Source organism: Parafrankia sp. FMc2 (genome assembly GCF_041008525.1).
Classification (GTDB): Bacteria; Actinomycetota; Actinomycetes; order Frankiales; family Frankiaceae; genus Parafrankia.
Genome location: NZ_JBFLUG010000156.1, coordinates 1 through 15527, shown reverse-complemented (window position 1 = coordinate 15527; position 15527 = coordinate 1). Strand labels below are relative to the sequence as shown.

Below are 15527 nucleotides of genomic sequence, written 5' to 3'. Positions count from 1 at the left end.
CGGGAGGGGCGCCGCGCAAGGGGCGTAGGTCGGTCACCGGCCCCGACTCCGCGACACGAAGGCGGGCCGAACGGCATCCGCGGAAACGGAACATTCTCACGCCCAGCCACGGCACTGCGGAAAAGTACCTACCATCGCATTGTAGATGCGGATCCCTCCGGCGCCGGCCGGTCGCCCGCGCTCGCGACGACACGGCGGTTGGTGAATGACACCCCTCTCCCCGGCCCAGGCCGACGAAACCAGGACCTGGCTGTCCCGGGTCGAGAACGTCAGCGGCCTGCTCGCCGAGAAGCGGGCCCAGGCCGAGCGGGACCGCGCCACCCCCACCGCCGTCATGGACGCCCTGCGGGCCCAGGAGTTCCACCGGATGTGGGTCTCCCATTCCTTCAGCGGTGCGAACGTCAGCCTGCGCACCGGCTCCGCGGTGCTCCAGGCGCTCGCCCGGATCGACCCGTCGGCAGCCTGGCAGATGGGGGTTCAGGGCGCCATCGGCCGCCTCTCCGACTACCTGCCCGACAAGGTTGCCGCCCGGCTGTTCTGCACCAGCCGCGGCCTCGTCGTCGGAGGGGTCAACCCGACCGGCGAGGCGGTGCCGGTGCCGGGCGGCTACCGGGTGCGCGGGACGTGGTCCTTCGCCAGCGGCGCGACGCACGCGGACTGGCTTCTCTGCGCCGCCGTACTCGCTCCCTGCGCCTCCGGTGCTCCCGGCTCCTCGGGCGGGCGGCGTGGCCAGGACGGTCCGGCCCCGATCCGCATGCTGTTCGTTCCCGGCAGCACGGCGTCCTTCATCGACGACTGGCACTCCCTCGGCCTGTGCGGTACCGGAAGCGGGAGCTTCACCGTGGACAACGTCGTGGTCCCCGAAAGCCACTCCGTCGACGGGTCGCTGCTGCGCCGCCCGCCGGCCGTGCGGCGCACCCGCGGCTACGCGATCGCCTACTACGACTTCGCGCCGTTCACCACCGCCTCCACCGCGCTCGGCATCGCCCAGCAGGCACTGGACGTCTTTCGGGAGCTGGCCGGGCGCACCGTCCCGGCCCGCTCGACGCACGCCCTCGCCGACAGCGCGACCGTGCACGCCACGTTCGCCCGCGCCACCGCGCTCGTCCGGGCGGCCGAACTGGTCCTCGCCGACGCGGCCGACCAGGCGATGGCACACGGGGAGACCGGCGGCGAGGAGCTCAGTGGTGTCATCCGGCTGGCCGCGGCGAGCGTGGCGGAGAACTGCGTCTCCGCGGTGACCATGCTGCACACCGCCGCCGGCGCCGCCGCGCTGCGTTCCGGCGACGACCTCGACCGCTGCTTCCGCGACATCCACACCGCGGCCCGGCACATCACCCTGGCCACGACGAACTTCGAGATGGTCGGCGCGCACCTCTTCGGCGGCCCCCTGCTGATGCGCCGGTAGACCGGACCCGGCACGGTTCTGCGGCGGGGCCGGTCGGGCCGGTCGTGATCGACTGGGCCAACACCCGACCAGGGCCCGCGGGACTGGACGTGGCGATGACGGCAATGACCCTTGCGCAGGTCACGGTGACGCCTGGGCGTTGGCAGATCATGATCATTTACGGCCCTGCCGGACTATCAACACCGTTGATTATCTTGACTGCCAGGTTCCCGCGTTTCTTGCGGACCAGACCCATCGGAGGCCTTCCGCCGCCGCGTGCGAATACGCGGGCGACCTGGGAGTGCGCTGAGCCAAGGCCGGAGAGGGCGTCGTCCGGTCATTGCTCGGCGAATCCGCTGAGGGCACGGTGGATCTGGCCGCGCATGGTGTCGCTGCCAGTGTGCCCCGAGTCCGTGATGGGGACGAGTCCGGCATCGGGCCAGGCGCGGGCGAGTTCCCACGCGGTGCGGAACGGCCCACCCAGATCGTGACGCCCGTGGATCAGAACCCCAGGTATCCCCGCCAGGCGTCCCGCGTTACCCAGCAGGATGCCCTCCTCCAACCAGGCGTCGTGAGAGAAGTAGTGCGTGCAGATGCGGACGAGCGCGAGCCGCGCTGCCAGCGGCCGGTCGCTGTAGGCGTTCCGCTTCCCGTTCGGCTCCAAGGAGATGACCGCGTCTTCCCATGCGCACCATGCGTCGGCAGCCTTGACACGTACCTGCGGGTCAGGATCTCCCATCAGGCGTGCGTAGGCTCTGACAACGCCGCCCGCACTGTCGGCCCCGGAAGCGGCGCGGAAAAGATCCCACTCCTCGGGGAAGAACCGTGCGACCCCATGATAGAGCCAGTCGATCTCCGACCGCCGCGTCATGGTGACCCCGGGAACTACGATCTCCGATGTTCGGTGCGGGTGGCGTTCGGCATAGGCGAGGATCAATGTGGACCCCCAGGACCCTCCGAAGAGAAGCCATTTTTCGATACCGAGGTGCCGGCGGAGACGTTCCATATCAGCGAGCAGGTGTTCCGTGGTATTGAAGCTCATGCCGGTGGCAGGGTCGCCGGCGTGCGGGGTGCTGCGTCCGCAGCCACGTTGGTCGAAAAGCACCACCCGGTAGCGATCCAGACGTGGAAACCGGCGGGCGCCTGCCGAGCATCCCGATCCCGGCCCACCGTGGACGACGAGCGCGGGTTTCCCGTCCGGATTACCACAGGTCTCCCAGTAAACAAGATTCCCGTCGCCGACATCAAGCATGCCATGGTCGTACGGCTCCACCGGAGAGTCTCGCTCCACCATGGTCCACCCCTGCGTGACGTCATCAGGTCCGGCGCCGAAGAACACCGGGTCTCCCTGCCGTGGGGACGCTGGATACGGTCCGCTGCCCGCCGCCATCGCGAAGGAGATCGCGATGCGCCCCGGATCCACCTGGCGACGTGTCGATACCCGGAGAGCCGCGCGGATCCTCCCCCTGACAGCCGCCACGCCCAGAGGCGACATGGGTGTGGCGGCTGTCAGGGGCGCGGCAGGCAGGAACGGTCCCGCCGCGGGGTCGACCCAGCCGAGGTCAGTCGACGAGGGGGCGGGCCAGGGCGAGTGCGGTGTCGGCGGAGGTCGAGGTGTCGACGTCGCGGGCTTCCGGCCATGGGTCGGTGCGGGTCGCCATGTCGAAGTAGACGCGCTCGGTGGCGTCCGACGGGTCGACCGGGCCGGCGCCGGGCGCACCGCCGCGGCCTGCCGCCGAGGCAGCCGCGCGGGCCGCGATGCGCGCCACCGCGACGCGAGGCGGGCTCACGCAGCGCAGCTGCACGAGCTCGGCGTCGCACTCCCGCGCCGCCGCGGCGGCCAGGGCGCGGGCGCGGGCCGACGACCACGATGCGTCGATCACCACGCTCTGCCCATGCTCAAGCGCGTGCCGGGCGCGGGTGAGCAGCTCGGCATAGCTGTGCTCGGTCGCGTCGGCGGCATAGATCCCCGCACCGGGTTCAGCGACGGCGCTGGCCTCGGGAGGAAGGCCGGCGAGCTCCTTGCGGACGACGTCCGAGCGCAGCAGCAACCAGCCTTCGCCGGGGTCGGGGGCGGGGGCTGCGAGCTCCCGGGCCAGGGTCGACTTCCCTGTCCCCGGCAGGCCACCGACGAGGACCAGCCGGACCCGGCCACGCCGTAGGTGGCGCAGGGCCAGCGCGGCCAGCCCGCGGGCGTCCGCGGCCGCCACTGGATCACCCTGGTGGGAGCGGACGCAGGCTTCCCCGGCCCGCACCACCGCCCGATAGGCAAGATGGAGATGCTCCGGGGAGGCGGGGCCCGTCTCCCCCGTCGCTTCGCGGTAGGCGGCCAGGACGGCGTGTGCCGCCGCGGGCGCGCCGAGGTGCTCCAGGTCCGCGGCCAGCGAGGCGACGTCCCCCAGCACGTCACCGCGGCGCAGGGCCGGGTCGGAGCTGACGCTGCCCAGCACCCGCGGGCCGTCAGGCAGGCAGTAGATGTCGGCGGCCCGCAGGTCCCCGTGGCCACCGCGGATCCGCCCGGCGCGCTGGCGGCGGGCCAGCAGCGGCCCGCGTCCGGCCAGGTACCGCAGCGCGAGCCGGCCGATCTCGTCAGCCACGGCGGCGTCGATGAGCCGGCCGCGGAACGGCGCGAGGCCGTCCATCGCCGCCAGCCACAGCGCCTGCTGTGCGCTGAGGCCACCGTCCCGGGCGATCTCGGTGGACGTCTCGCACTCCTCGTGGAACGCGGCGAGCCGCCGGGCCAGGATCCGCAGCTCACCGAGGACGGCGTCACCGGCGCCCGTGCCCGCACCGGCCGGGAGGGCGGCGACCAGGGTGGAAAGGCGGCGGGCGGCCGGCATCCGCCGCATGACCACCATGTGGTCGCACAGCACTCCGGATTCGTCCCGGATATCGGCGACGCCGAGATAGGCGTCGGGTGCCAGCGCCCGGTTCAGCCGCACCTCGTCCTCGCAGGCCCGCAGCCGCACACTGCGGGAACGCAGGTCCAGGAATCCCAGATCCACTGGTTTACGCAGTTTGTAGGCGCGGTCCTCGGTAAGGAAGACGACAGAGGTGGGTGTCTCGACGGTTTCCCGGGTGTCGAGGCGGAGTTCCCGCGGCGCCGGGCCCAGACCCGGACCTGGTGCCGGACTGGGTGCCGGACCGGGCGCCGGACCGTCGAGCGGTGTTCCGGGCGGTGCTGCCTGTATGTCGGTGGCCTGCCTTCGAGGAGCGTCGTCACGCAGAAACATCTTCGTCTCCAGACCGTTCTTCGGGGCGGTTCACGCTCGGCCACGCACCCACCGCCCCGCCCGGAGCTGAAAGCGCCTTTCTCGCGACGGTGATCGGGAGCGGAACAGCCGTGCGGTGCCGGTATCGATCGGCAGGTCCAGCCGTGGAGATCTTCCTCCCCGGACCGATTCCCGCACCCGCCAGCATCCCCCATTCGTCCCGTCCGGTCAGGTGACCTGCCGCCCCGTTCCGTACCGACCTCCCGCCCGCCCGCCGCGGGACGTAGGGCCGCCGGCGCGGAGACACCGGCCCACACCTGGCGGGCCGGGTCTACGCCTTTCTCCACCCTGCGCCTCGCGGACGCGTCCTTCTCCCGCGGCGGTCCGCCAGAGCTCTCCGGCGGCGGTCTGTCGCGTTACCGGCGTCGCCGTGGTGCGGCGGCGGCGTTGCCTGGGACTGCCGGTGGCCGAGCTCCGTGACCGCCCACCAGCTGAGGCGGACGGCCGCCCGCGCGCCGACGAGGAGCGCGCAGACGAGCAGGCACACCCCGAGCGCGGCTATTCCGCGGCCTGCTTCATCAGATAGACGGCGGCCTGGGTGCGACTGGCCAGCCCGAGCTTCTCCAGAATGCTCGACACGTAGTTCTTCACGGTCTTCTCCGACAGCCCCAGCCGGGTACCGATCTGCCGGTTGGTGAGCCCGTCCGCAATCAGCTGGATAATCTCGCGCTCCCGCTGGTTCAGCGTGGCCATGGCCGGGTCCTCGTTCGGCCCGTCCCGCAGCCGCTCGAGCACGCGGCGCGTCACCGAAGGAGCCAGCAGCGACTGACCGGACGCCACGGTGCGAATGGCCCCGACCAGGTCGTTCCCACGGATCTCCTTCAGCACATACCCCGCCGCGCCGGCCATGATCGCCGAGAAGAGCGCCTCGTCGTCGTCATAGGACGTCAGGATCAGGCAGGCCACGCCCGGAAGTGCCGACCGGATCTCCCGGCACACGTCAATGCCGCTGCCATCGGGCAGCCGCCCGTCCAGCACCGCCACATGGGGATGCAGTGCGGGAATGCGCCGCAGCGCCTCCGCGGCCAGCCCGGCCTCTCCGACGACCTCGATATCGTCATGCCGGGCGAGCGTCTGACGCAGACCATTCCGCACGATCTCGTGGTCATCGAGAACGAACACCCGGATCTTTTCCATGGCTGCGACCATACGGGCGGTGTGGGTCCTTCGCCCATGTCACATCGGCCGCGCCGGCCGGGACGTCCGACCCGGTCCGCGGGGTCCTGCCGACCGCCGCGGGACGGCCGTCCGGCGGCAGGGGGAGGACCGGCGGTTCCGCACGTGACCACGGTCGGAGCGGGCCCGCGGCGGGTGTGGGCGGACGCCGGACGGTACCCGGCGGACGTGACGGATCCGTCGGCGGCCGGCCCGCGCCGCCGGCACGATGGTCCCGTCGGCCGACCGTCGGGTGGTCCGCCGCCGACTACCGTGGATGTTGTCCACGCTGCGGACGGCACGCTCGGTGCGTGCCACCGAGCGGCGAGGGGAGGTCTCGATCATGGAGTCGGTGACGACGGAGGTCCGTCGCGAGGTGGCCGTGGAGGTCGTGACAACAGCCTCGCTCGCGCCCTCCATCCACAACACCCAGCCCTGGCGGTGGCGCCTCGCCGACGGCCTGCTGACCCTGCGGCCGGACGTCGAGCGGCGGCTCGCCGTGCTCGACCCGGACGGTCGCCAGCTGCTGGTGAGCTGCGGCGCGGCGCTGCTGCACGCCCGGCTGGCGTTCCGGGTGCTCGGCCTGGAGCCGGTCGTGGAGCTGCTGCCGGGGACGACCGGCTGCGGCGCGCTGCAGCCGGTGCTGTCCGACGAGCTGGTGCTCGCGTCGATGGGGGTTGCCGGGCGGGTCCCGCCGACCGCCACCGACCGGCTGCTGTTCTCCGCCGCCGGCGCGCGCCACACGGACCGCCGCCCGTTCGACGGGCACCCGCTGGACCCGGCGCTGGTCGACCGGATGCGGCGGGCCGCCGAGTCGGAGGGCGCCTGGCTGATGCCGCTGGCCCACTCCGACCAGCGACTCGACGCCGCGGTGGTCGCGGCACGCGCCGACTGGGCGGAGCAGACGGACCCCGCCTACCGGGCCGAGCTGGCCGCGTGGCGGCGCGGGCAGGGGCCGACGGCGGACGGGGTCCCGACCGGTGTCGCCTCGACGCATCATCCGTCCCGGGCCAGCGACTTCCCGCTGCGTGACTTCGACCCGGCCGGCGTGCCGGGCGCCCCGCCCTCGCCACCGGGAGGGCGGGGCGCCGGCCTGGAGGCCGTCGAGCGCCCCGCCGTGTTCGTGATCGGCACCGACGCCGACCAGGCCGAGGACCGGTTGCGGGCGGGGCAGGCGCTCGCCCGGGTCCTGCTCACCGTCACCGCCGCCGGGGCGGCGGCGTCGCCGATGGGGCAGCCGGTGGACAGTGACGGGTACCGGTCGGTGATCGAGCGGATGCTGAGCATCGCCGGGCATGTGCAGATGATCCTGCGGGTGGGCTATCCCCGCCGGGACGCCGAAGCCTCGGCGCTGACCCCGCGACGGCCCGTCGGCGAGATCCTCGCCGTCGAGTAGGCCCCGCCCGCACGGGGGACGACCTCCGCCGCGCCGCCAGCGCCGGCGGGGGTCGTCACGCGCAGCCGAGCGCGGCGAGGCCCAGGTCGAGGTCAAGGTCGATGAGGGCCGCCTCGGCCTCCGCGGGAACCACCTCGTAGGTCCGCCGCACGAAGTCGACGACTCTGGTCGCCGACATCTCGAGCGCGCTCCGGCCATACGGGCCGGGCAGCGAGATCGCGATCAGGCGCAGGCCGCCTCGCAGCACCGGCTCGACGCACGGCCCGATCCCATCGGGCGGTGCGGCGAGGGCCTGCGGCGCCCCGCCCCCCGCCGGATCGGTCGGGGGCGGGTTCGGAACAGGCACCGGCGCCGGCGCCGGCACCGGTGCCGATGCCGATGCCGGCGCCGTGGCACGGGTGAACAGGTCACGGGCGAGCGCGAGCGTGGCCGGGCCCGGGTCGCCGGACCGGGCGCGGATGGTGACCGCGACCGGGTCCAGCGGGTCGAAACCCAGCGAGACGAGCACGGGAACCCGGGTCCCGTCGCAGGCCAGGTAGGTGGCGTTCACGTCCATCGCCAAAGCGGTGAACACGGTCGGACGGCTCCACATTGAGATCCTCCCCACCCTCGGTGTCGTACCTCACGGTGTCACCGGAAACGGGTCGAAATCACCCTGCCTTGGTCCGCCCGGGCGGGGGACCAAGGACCACGGGTGGCGCACCACGGGTGCGGCGTCAGGCCTTCGCGAGCACCCCGCAGGCGATGCGGTCGCCGGCGTCACCGGTCGCGTCGGTCCGCTCGTCGGGGCCGGGCGACGGCGCGTCGCTGGCCCGGTAACGGTCGGGGATGTGCGCGAGGTTGTCGGGCTGCGCGTGCACGATCAGTGCGACTCCGCCGCTGCGCAGCTCGTCGAGGGTGAACCGGTCGGTCTCGGCGGTGAGCTGGGCGGTGCCGTCACGGTCGACGAGCAGCGGGGGCAGGTCACCGGCGTGCTCGCCGTGCGCCGTCCCGGCCGGGTTGAAGTGGGGGCCGGCGGTGCTGAACGCCCCGTCGGCGGCCTTCGGGTCGCAGACCGGCTTCTGGTGGATGTGGAAGCCGTGGTAGCTGCCGCTCGGCAGGCCGTGGAAGCGGCCCTCGACCCGCACCGCCCCGTCGACGGGGGTGAGCGTGACGGTGCCGACCTCGGCGCCGCCCGCGTCGTGCAGGGCGACGTCCACGCCGCTGCCGGTGCTGCCGGTACCTCTGGTGGCGGTCGGGGCGCTGGAGGCAGCGGGAGTGCCGGTCGGCGCCGCGGCGGACGCCTCGTCGTCGTCGGATCCGCAGCCGCTGACCAGGACGAGGCTGGCGGCTGTCGCCACGGCGGCGGCGGCGAGGGCGGTGCGGGACGGGGTGCGTCGCAAGGCGACCTCCAGGCTGCGGACGGGGCGGCCCCAGCCTACGGAGCGGAATGCCCTGCTGCCATACGGTGGCCGCCCGGTGTCGCCAGGCCGATAGGGCGGTCGCCCACCGGCTCAGACGCCGAGCCGGCTGCCGAGCCGGGCCAGGTAGGCGGGGGTGCGGTCCGGGGTGACGCTGTCGACGCCGATCCGGTTCATCAGTTCCTCGTAGCGGTCGACGTCCTCCGGCCGGTCGAGGTGGACGGTGCCGCTCTGGTGCTCGATGTGCACGACGTCCGGCACCTCGGGTTCGGTGAAGCGCAGGATCGTGAACGTGCCGCCCGCCGAGACGTGCCCGCCATAGGCGGAGGGCAGCACCTGGATGATGATGTTCGGCGACGTGGCCAGCTCGGCCAGGTGCGCCAGCTGGGCTCGCAGCACGGCCATGGAGCCGATCCGCGGGCTCAGCGCGGCCTCGTCGACCACCGCCCACAGCTTCGGCGCGTCCGGGCTGCGCAGCAGCCGCTGCCGGGTCGTCCGCATCGCGACCATCCGGTCGACGACCTCGTCGCTCAGCATGCCCCGGCTGCTGGTCTGGCGGATGACCGCGCGGGCGTACTCCTCGGTCTGGAGCAGGTCGGGGACGAGGTGCAGGTGATAGGTGCGGATCAGCGCCGCGGCGGTCTCCAGGCCGAGATACGGTTCGGACCAGCTCGGCACGACGTCGGCGAACGCACGCCACCAGCCCGGACGGTTCGCCTCCCGGGCCAGCGCGAGAATCGGCGCGCGGTCGGTGTCGGTCACGACGCCGTAGAGCGTGAGCAGGTCGGCGACATCGCGTTCCTTGAAACCGACCCGGCCGAGCTCCATCCGGCTGATCTTCGAGTCGGAGGCGCGGATCTGATATCCGGCGCTCTCCCGGGTGATGCCCGTGTTCTCACGGAGGCGGCGCAGGCGGGCTCCCAACATGATGCGGTACACGATGGGCTCGCCGTTCGGCACGCTGTCCTCCTCGTCGCGGTCCTCGTGATGCCACGGGATCCGCCGGAGCGGATTTGTCGAAACGGATTGTCGGAGAACCGGCAGACCGTCCACGCTCCATCTCGAAGCAATTTTTCCACAGCGCCGGCCTCCCCACGCCGCGTGGTGGCCGGCACCTCGGTCCGCATACGGCGGAAAGCTTCTACTGGGCATTCCGACTTTCGTCAAATACCCAGGTCACGGGCCTGGTTGCCGCCGGGCGCCCGGGTGATGGGGCCGCCCGGGACGACGGGATGATGACCCCATGCGGCCCTGGACCCGGCGTACGACGCAGCCCCCGTCCCGCCCGGTGGGCCTGGCGCCGCCTGGCACGGCGCTGGCGTTCGAGCGGGCCGGGATGACGTTCCCCGACGGTTCCACGGTGCTGCGGGACGTCTCGCTGCAGGTGGGGGACCGGGAGATCGTGGCGCTGATCGGCGCCTCCGGGTCGGGCAAGTCCACCCTGCTGCGGATCGCGGCGGGGCTCGCCGTGCCGACGTCCGGCACGGTGCTGGCCGGGCCGGGCTCCCCCGCCCTGATCTTTCAGGACCCGACCCTGCTGCCCTGGCGGACGGTCGCGGCGAACGTCGGGCTGTTCGCCGAACTCGACGGCGTCCCGCGCCCGCGGCGCGACGCCCTGGTGGCGGACGCGCTCGCGCTCACCGGCCTGCGCGGCTACGAGCGCCACCGGCCGCGGGCGCTGTCCGGCGGCATGCGGATGCGGGTCTCGCTCGCCCGGGCCCTGACCGCCCGCCCGGCGCTGTGCCTGTTCGACGAGCCGTTCGGCGCACTCGACGAGATCACCCGCCAGCGGCTCGGGGACGAGCTGCAGCAGCTGCACCTGCGGGAGGGCTTCGCCGGGCTGTTCGTGACCCATTCGGTGGTCGAGGCGGTGACGCTGGCGAGCCGGGTCGGGGTGCTCTCCGCCCGGTCCGGGCAGCTGCTCACCGAGGTCGCGGTGCCGTTCGACTACCCGCGGGCGGAGTCGCTGCGCTACGACGCCGCGTTCGGCCGGGTCGCCCGTACGGTCTCCGAGGCGCTGCGGGACTCGTTCGGGCCGGCGTAGATCCGCCGGTGCGCGGCGGCCAGCGCCCGGCGCCGCAGCGGACCGGTGGGCCCGGCGGCACGCAGGGCGGCCCGGGCCGCCATCGCTCCCGGCCCGCCGTGCGCGCCGCCGCCGGGGTGGGCCGACATCGACGCCAGATAAAGGCCGGGGATCGGGGTCTCGGGCCGGCCCAGGCCGGGCACCGGGCGGAAGACGAGCTGCTGGTGCAGGCCGGCGGTGCCGCCCCCGATCGCACCGCCGCGCAGGGCCGGGTCCATCGCCTCGAGCCGGGCGGGTGACTGGACGTCCCGGCCGGCGATCAGGGCGGTGAAGCCGGGTGCGGCCGCTTCCAGCCGGCGTTCCACCCGGTCGACCAGGCGGGCGACGTCGGCGTCGTCCCAGCGGCCGGTGACGGGTGCGCCGCCCGCCGCGCCGGCGTCGCCGCGCGGACGCTGCGGCAGGTGGAAGTAGGCCCAGGCGCTCTCGGTTCCCGCCGGCGACCGGGTGGGGTCGGCGGTGGTCATCTGGCCGAGCACGAGCAGCGGGTCGGCCGGGATCAGGCCGCGGGCGAGCTGGGCGGACATCGCCGTCAGATCGTCGAGGGTGCCGCCGAGGTGGACGGTGCCGGCCCGGCGCACCCGCGGGTCCGCCCAGGGGATCGGGCCCGCCAACGCCCAGTTGATCTTGAAGGTGGCGGAGTCCCAGTGGAAGCGGCCCAGGTCGGTGAGCAGCCGCGGCGGCAGGTGCTCGGCGGCGACCAGGCTCCGGTAGAGCGCGACCGCGTCGACGTCCGCGAGCACCGCGCGGCGCGCGGCCAGCAGCGTCCCGTCGGCGAGCCGCACCCCGCGGGCCCGGCCGGCGCTGACGGCCACCGCGTCCACCCGGGTCCCCGTCCGCAGGACACCGCCGCGGGCCCGCAGCCGGTCGACCAGCGCCCCGGTGAGCCGGCCGGCGCCGCCCCGCGGGACCGGGAAGCCGACATCCTGGCCCAGCATCGCCAGCAGCCAGCCGACCAGCGCCGAACCGGCCGACTCGGGGGCGAGATCGGTGTGCAGGGCGCAGCCCGCCAGCAGCAGCCCGGCGCCCGCGCCGGCGAACTCCTCCGCGGCGAAGCGGCGGACCGGGAGCACGGCGAACCGGGCGAACCGCAGCGCGTCGGCGGTGCCGAGCGTGCGGGCCAGCCGCAGACCGGCCCGCACCGGCGGGAACGGCACCGCGAGCAGCCCCTCGAGCAGCGGCTCACGGATCCGTCCCCACAGGTCGGCCTGCGCCTGCCAGGCCGCGGCGTCCGGTGCGGCGAAGTCGGCGAGCGAGTCCGTCGTCTCGGCGAGATCGGTCGACAGCAGCGCGCACCGACCGTCCGCGGTGGGGTGGGCGAGCACGAGCGGGGCGTGGCACCACCGCAGGCCGTGGTCCTCCAGCGCCAGGCCGCGCAGCGCAGGGGAACCGGCCGCGAACGGGTAGAAGGCGCTGAACAGGTCGGTGCCGAAGCCGGGCGCGGCCACCTCAGCCGACCGGCAGGCACCGCCCGGTGTGTCCTCGGCCTCGCAGACCACGACGTCCCAGCCCGCGTCGGCCAGCAGGTTCGCCGCGACGAGGCCGTTGACGCCGGCGCCCACGACGACGGCGTCCGCGGCCGCTCCCCGCCGCGTGGGCACCGCGGTCAGGCGATCCGGCGTTCCAGCGCGATGTCGAGCAGCTCCTCGGTGAGGACCAGCTTGACCCGCGGCCGCCCGGACGGCTCGCCGGTGGACCGTTCGGCGGCGTCGATGAGCCGCCACCCGGCCTCGGTCACCAGGTGCGGCTGCCGGCTGCGCAGCCAGCCCTCGATGTCGGCGAGGGTGTCGAGGGAGCCGTCCCGCTCGTGGCGGCGCAGCGAGCCGTCGGCGACGTCGGCGAGCAGCCGGCCGACGCTCTCCGCCGCGCACTTCTTGTTCGTGCCGATGATGCCGGTCGGCCCGCGCTTGATCCAGCCGGCCACGTACTCGCGCTCCACGCCGTCGATCCGGCCGTTGACGTTCGGGATCACACCGCGGCGGTCGTCGAACGGCAGACCCTCGATCGACCGGCCCTTGTAGCCGACCGCCCGCAGGACCAGGCTCGTCGCGACGGTCTCGCGCTCGCCGGTGTCGATGGCACTGACCCAGCCGTCCTCACCGACCTTCAGCGCGTTGCGGGCGAAGACGATCTCCTCGACCCGGCCGTCGCCGCGGATCTCCAGCGGGGTGCGCTGGAAGCGCAGCGCGACGCGGCGCTCGCCGGGCGGCAGCGGGTTCTGCGCGTAGCCGCGCATGATGGTCAGGTTGCGCTTGACCAGGCGGGACAGCGCGTCCTCGCCGGGCTGCTCGGCGACCTCGGCCGGGTCGACGTCCACCCCGGACTCGGTGAACTCGGGCAGCTCCTTGAGCTCGGCGGTCGTGAACGCGGCCTGGGCGGCACCCCGGCGCCCGACCACCATGACCTCCTTGAGCGCGCAGGCCCGCAGCGCCTCCAGCGCGTGGTCGGCGATGTCGGTGCGGGCCAGCCGCTCGTGCGGGGAGCACAGGATGCGGGCGACGTCCAGCGCGACGTTGCCGGCGCCGATCACCACACCGCGCTCGCCGGTCAGGTCGAACTTCAGGTGGGCGTAGTCGGGGTGGCCGTTGTACCAGCCGACGAAGTCGACCGCCGACTCGCTGCCCGGCAGGTCCTCACCGGGGATGCCGAGCCGCCGGTCGGTCTGCGCGCCGACCGCGTACAGCACGGCGTCGTAGCGCTCGGTCAGCTCCTCGCGGGTGACGGTCGAGCCGATGTCGACGTTGCCGAAGAAGCGGAAGTTCTCGTGGGCGGCGATCGCCGCGTACACACTGGACACGGCCTTGATCTTCGGGTGGTCCGGGGCGACACCGGAGCGCACCAGGCCCCACGGCGTCGCGAGCCGCTCGTACATATCCACTCGGACCGGCACGTCGCTCTGCTCCAGCAACGAGGCCGCCGCGTAGAAGCCGGACGGTCCGGACCCGACCACCGCGACGGTCAGCGGGCCGGTCTCATTTCCCTGGGGCATCTGCAGTCCACTCCTCATCACCGATGTCGGGCCGCGAGGGCACCCTCGGGGCCCGCGCCCGGATCATCTCCGCGCGGCCGGTGCCGCACGGTGCTCCCACCGGCGACGCCGCGGGGGGCCGTTCTGCGTCCGGCGGCACTGCCCAGCGGGCTGCATCGCCCGTCCGACCTGCTTCCGCGCACTACCGGCCACCCATCAGGCAACGTAGAGAAGCCTCGTTCGCGGCGCAAGAACTGTGATGGCGGAATGGCGTGCACAGTGTGGAAGAGTGCCACCCCCCGATACCGGAACCTCGTTTTCCGGACTGAGATTCCGATTTGGGAGGGAAAGAGAGGGCGTCTCGCGGGGCCGGACGGGCGCGGCTGTGGGCCGGATCTCCTGGGCGATGCGGTCAGCGGTCAGCTGTGGGCCGCACCGAGGGCCATCGTGTGCAGCATCGCGGCCATCTCCGGGCGACCCAGGTCACTCGCGCTGTGCGGGGTGGAGTTGATCAGCCCGAACAGCGCGTGCGCGCGGGCCCGGGCCGCCGCCGCGCCCAGTTCCGGCCGCGCCTCGCGCAGGGTCTCGACCCACTGCTCGGTGTAGGCCCGCTGCAGCCGGCGCACCTCACGGGCCGCCTCCTCCGGCAGGCTCCACAGGTCACGGTCGTGGATGACGATCAGCTCAGGATGGTCGAGGGCGAACTCGACGTGGCCGCGGACGAGGCGGTCGAGGGCCTGTGCCGAGTTCTCCCCGGCCTGGCGGGCGTCGCGGGCGTTCTCCAGCAGGTACCTGCTGATGCCGACGAGCAGCTCGACGAGCATCGCGTCCTTGCTCGGGAAGTGGCGGTAGATACCCGGGCCGCTGATGCCGACAGCGGCGCCGATCTGCTCGATACCCACCCCGCGGAAGCCCCGCTCGGCGAACAGGACGGCCGCCGCGTGCAACAGTTCCTCGCGCCGGGAGGAACGCGCACCCACCCGGGCCCGCCCCTGCCCCTGAGGTCGAGGCCTGCCCGGCTCGGCGGGAGCCTCACCACCGCCCGAGGCGCTGCCACCCGAGGCGCTGCCACCCGAGGCGCTGCCACCCGACACTCCGCCGCCCGACGCGGGTCGGGTGATTTCTGCCGACACCGCAACAGTCCTCCTCAACCGGCAGGTTACCAGCTCCGCGGCGGGGCGCCGGCCAGGCCGCCGCACACCCGGCCGGTGCCGGTGCGGGTCCCTCCCGTCAGGCGCTACACGCCGCGGAAGCGGTTGATGGCGGTGAGGTGACGAGCCCGCATCTGCTCATCCCGCACACCCAACCCCTCCTCCGGCGCCAGGCACAGCACACCGACCTTCCCCTGATGCGCGTTGCGGTGCACATCAAACGCCGCCTGCCCCGTCTCCTCCAACGGATACACCCGCGACAACGTCGGATGGATCAACCCCCGCGCCACCAACCGGTTCGCCTCCCACGCCTCCCGATAGTTCGCAAAATGCGTCCCGATAATCCTCTTCAGATTCATCCACAGATACCGGTTGTCGTACTCATGCAGAAACCCACTCGTCGACGCACACGTCACCACCGTCCCCCCACGCCGCGCCACGAACACCGACGCCCCGAACGTCTCCCGCCCCGGATGCTCGAACACGATGTCCGGATCCTCGCCCCCCGTCAGCTCCCGGATCCGCGCCCCGAACCGCTTCCACTCCCGCGGATCCTGCGTCCGATCGTCCGACCAGAACCGATACCCCTCCGCCGCCCGATCGATCACCAGCTCCGCACCCAACGACCGACAGATCTCCGCCTTCTCCGGCGACGACACCACACACACCGGCAACGCCCCACCCCGCAGCGCCATCTGCGTCGCATACGACCCCAACC

The 15527-nt window shown here is 73.3% G+C and carries 13 protein-coding genes; 3 read left to right on the top strand and 10 right to left on the bottom strand.

All coding sequences use genetic code 11. The features are described from left to right. Positions 1 to 205: 205 nt before the first annotated feature. The gene (locus tag AB1460_RS31120; RefSeq protein WP_368965653.1) at positions 206 to 1408 is read left to right on the top strand and encodes an acyl-CoA dehydrogenase; all 1203 of its coding nucleotides are present in this window, start codon (positions 206 to 208) and stop codon (positions 1406 to 1408) included. A 316-nt stretch (positions 1409 to 1724) separates the two neighbouring features. On the opposite strand, the gene pip is transcribed toward AB1460_RS31120, so the two are convergent. The 3 genes from pip to AB1460_RS31105 form a co-directional block, all read right to left on the bottom strand. Beyond that, positions 1725 to 2681 carry a prolyl aminopeptidase gene (pip, locus tag AB1460_RS31115; protein ID WP_368965654.1) on the bottom strand — a complete coding sequence of 319 codons (957 nt, stop codon included), beginning with the start codon at positions 2679 to 2681 and terminating at the stop codon, positions 1725 to 1727. 268 nt (positions 2682 to 2949) lie between these two features. Continuing rightward, the gene (locus tag AB1460_RS31110; protein WP_368965652.1) at positions 2950 to 4620 is read right to left on the bottom strand and encodes a bifunctional aminoglycoside phosphotransferase/ATP-binding protein; all 1671 of its coding nucleotides are present in this window, start codon (positions 4618 to 4620) and stop codon (positions 2950 to 2952) included. A gap of 537 nt (positions 4621 to 5157) precedes the next feature. Further along, positions 5158 to 5796, bottom strand: coding sequence for a response regulator (locus AB1460_RS31105; RefSeq protein ID WP_018639985.1), 639 nt, complete (start codon positions 5794 to 5796; stop codon positions 5158 to 5160). Between the two features lie 295 nt (positions 5797 to 6091). Here AB1460_RS31105 and AB1460_RS31100 point away from each other — a divergent pair, with 295 nt between their 5' ends. Next, positions 6092 to 7210 carry an Acg family FMN-binding oxidoreductase gene (locus AB1460_RS31100; RefSeq protein ID WP_368965651.1) on the top strand — a complete coding sequence of 373 codons (1119 nt, stop codon included), beginning with the start codon at positions 6092 to 6094 and terminating at the stop codon, positions 7208 to 7210. A 55-nt stretch (positions 7211 to 7265) separates the two neighbouring features. Here AB1460_RS31100 and AB1460_RS31095 read toward each other — a convergent pair whose 3' ends face one another. The 3 genes from AB1460_RS31095 to AB1460_RS31085 form a co-directional block, all read right to left on the bottom strand. Next, positions 7266 to 7802 (bottom strand): SsgA family sporulation/cell division regulator, encoded by a 537-nt coding sequence (locus AB1460_RS31095; protein ID WP_368965650.1) that lies wholly within the window; start codon positions 7800 to 7802, stop codon positions 7266 to 7268. Positions 7803 to 7926: 124 nt separating this feature from the next. Further along, the gene (locus tag AB1460_RS31090) at positions 7927 to 8592 is read right to left on the bottom strand and encodes a superoxide dismutase family protein (protein WP_368965649.1); all 666 of its coding nucleotides are present in this window, start codon (positions 8590 to 8592) and stop codon (positions 7927 to 7929) included. Between the two features lie 111 nt (positions 8593 to 8703). After that, positions 8704 to 9570, bottom strand: a complete 867-nt coding sequence (locus AB1460_RS31085) for a helix-turn-helix domain-containing protein (protein WP_368965648.1) — start codon at positions 9568 to 9570, stop codon at positions 8704 to 8706. Between the two features lie 283 nt (positions 9571 to 9853). Between AB1460_RS31085 and AB1460_RS31080 the strand changes: the two genes are divergently transcribed. Continuing rightward, positions 9854 to 10654 carry an ABC transporter ATP-binding protein gene (locus tag AB1460_RS31080; RefSeq protein WP_368965647.1) on the top strand — a complete coding sequence of 267 codons (801 nt, stop codon included), beginning with the start codon at positions 9854 to 9856 and terminating at the stop codon, positions 10652 to 10654. On the opposite strand, the gene AB1460_RS31075 is transcribed toward AB1460_RS31080, so the two are convergent. From AB1460_RS31075 to AB1460_RS31060, 4 genes are all read right to left on the bottom strand, one after another. Then, positions 10582 to 12291, bottom strand: a complete 1710-nt coding sequence (locus tag AB1460_RS31075) for a phytoene desaturase family protein (protein ID WP_368965646.1) — start codon at positions 12289 to 12291, stop codon at positions 10582 to 10584. The two genes, AB1460_RS31080 and AB1460_RS31075, sit on opposite strands and share 73 nt — an antisense overlap. Before the next feature lie 5 nt (positions 12292 to 12296). Then, a complete protein-coding gene (locus AB1460_RS31070) occupies positions 12297 to 13679 on the bottom strand; it encodes an FAD-dependent oxidoreductase (protein WP_368965645.1) in 1383 nt (460 codons plus the stop codon). A gap of 398 nt (positions 13680 to 14077) precedes the next feature. Next, positions 14078 to 14791: a TetR/AcrR family transcriptional regulator gene (locus AB1460_RS31065; RefSeq protein ID WP_368965644.1), complete on the bottom strand. Its 714-nt coding sequence runs from the start codon at positions 14789 to 14791 to the stop codon at positions 14078 to 14080. Between the two features lie 104 nt (positions 14792 to 14895). Then, positions 14896 to 15527 (bottom strand): zinc-binding dehydrogenase (locus tag AB1460_RS31060; protein WP_368965643.1); only part of this gene is annotated, 632 nt, incomplete at its 5' end.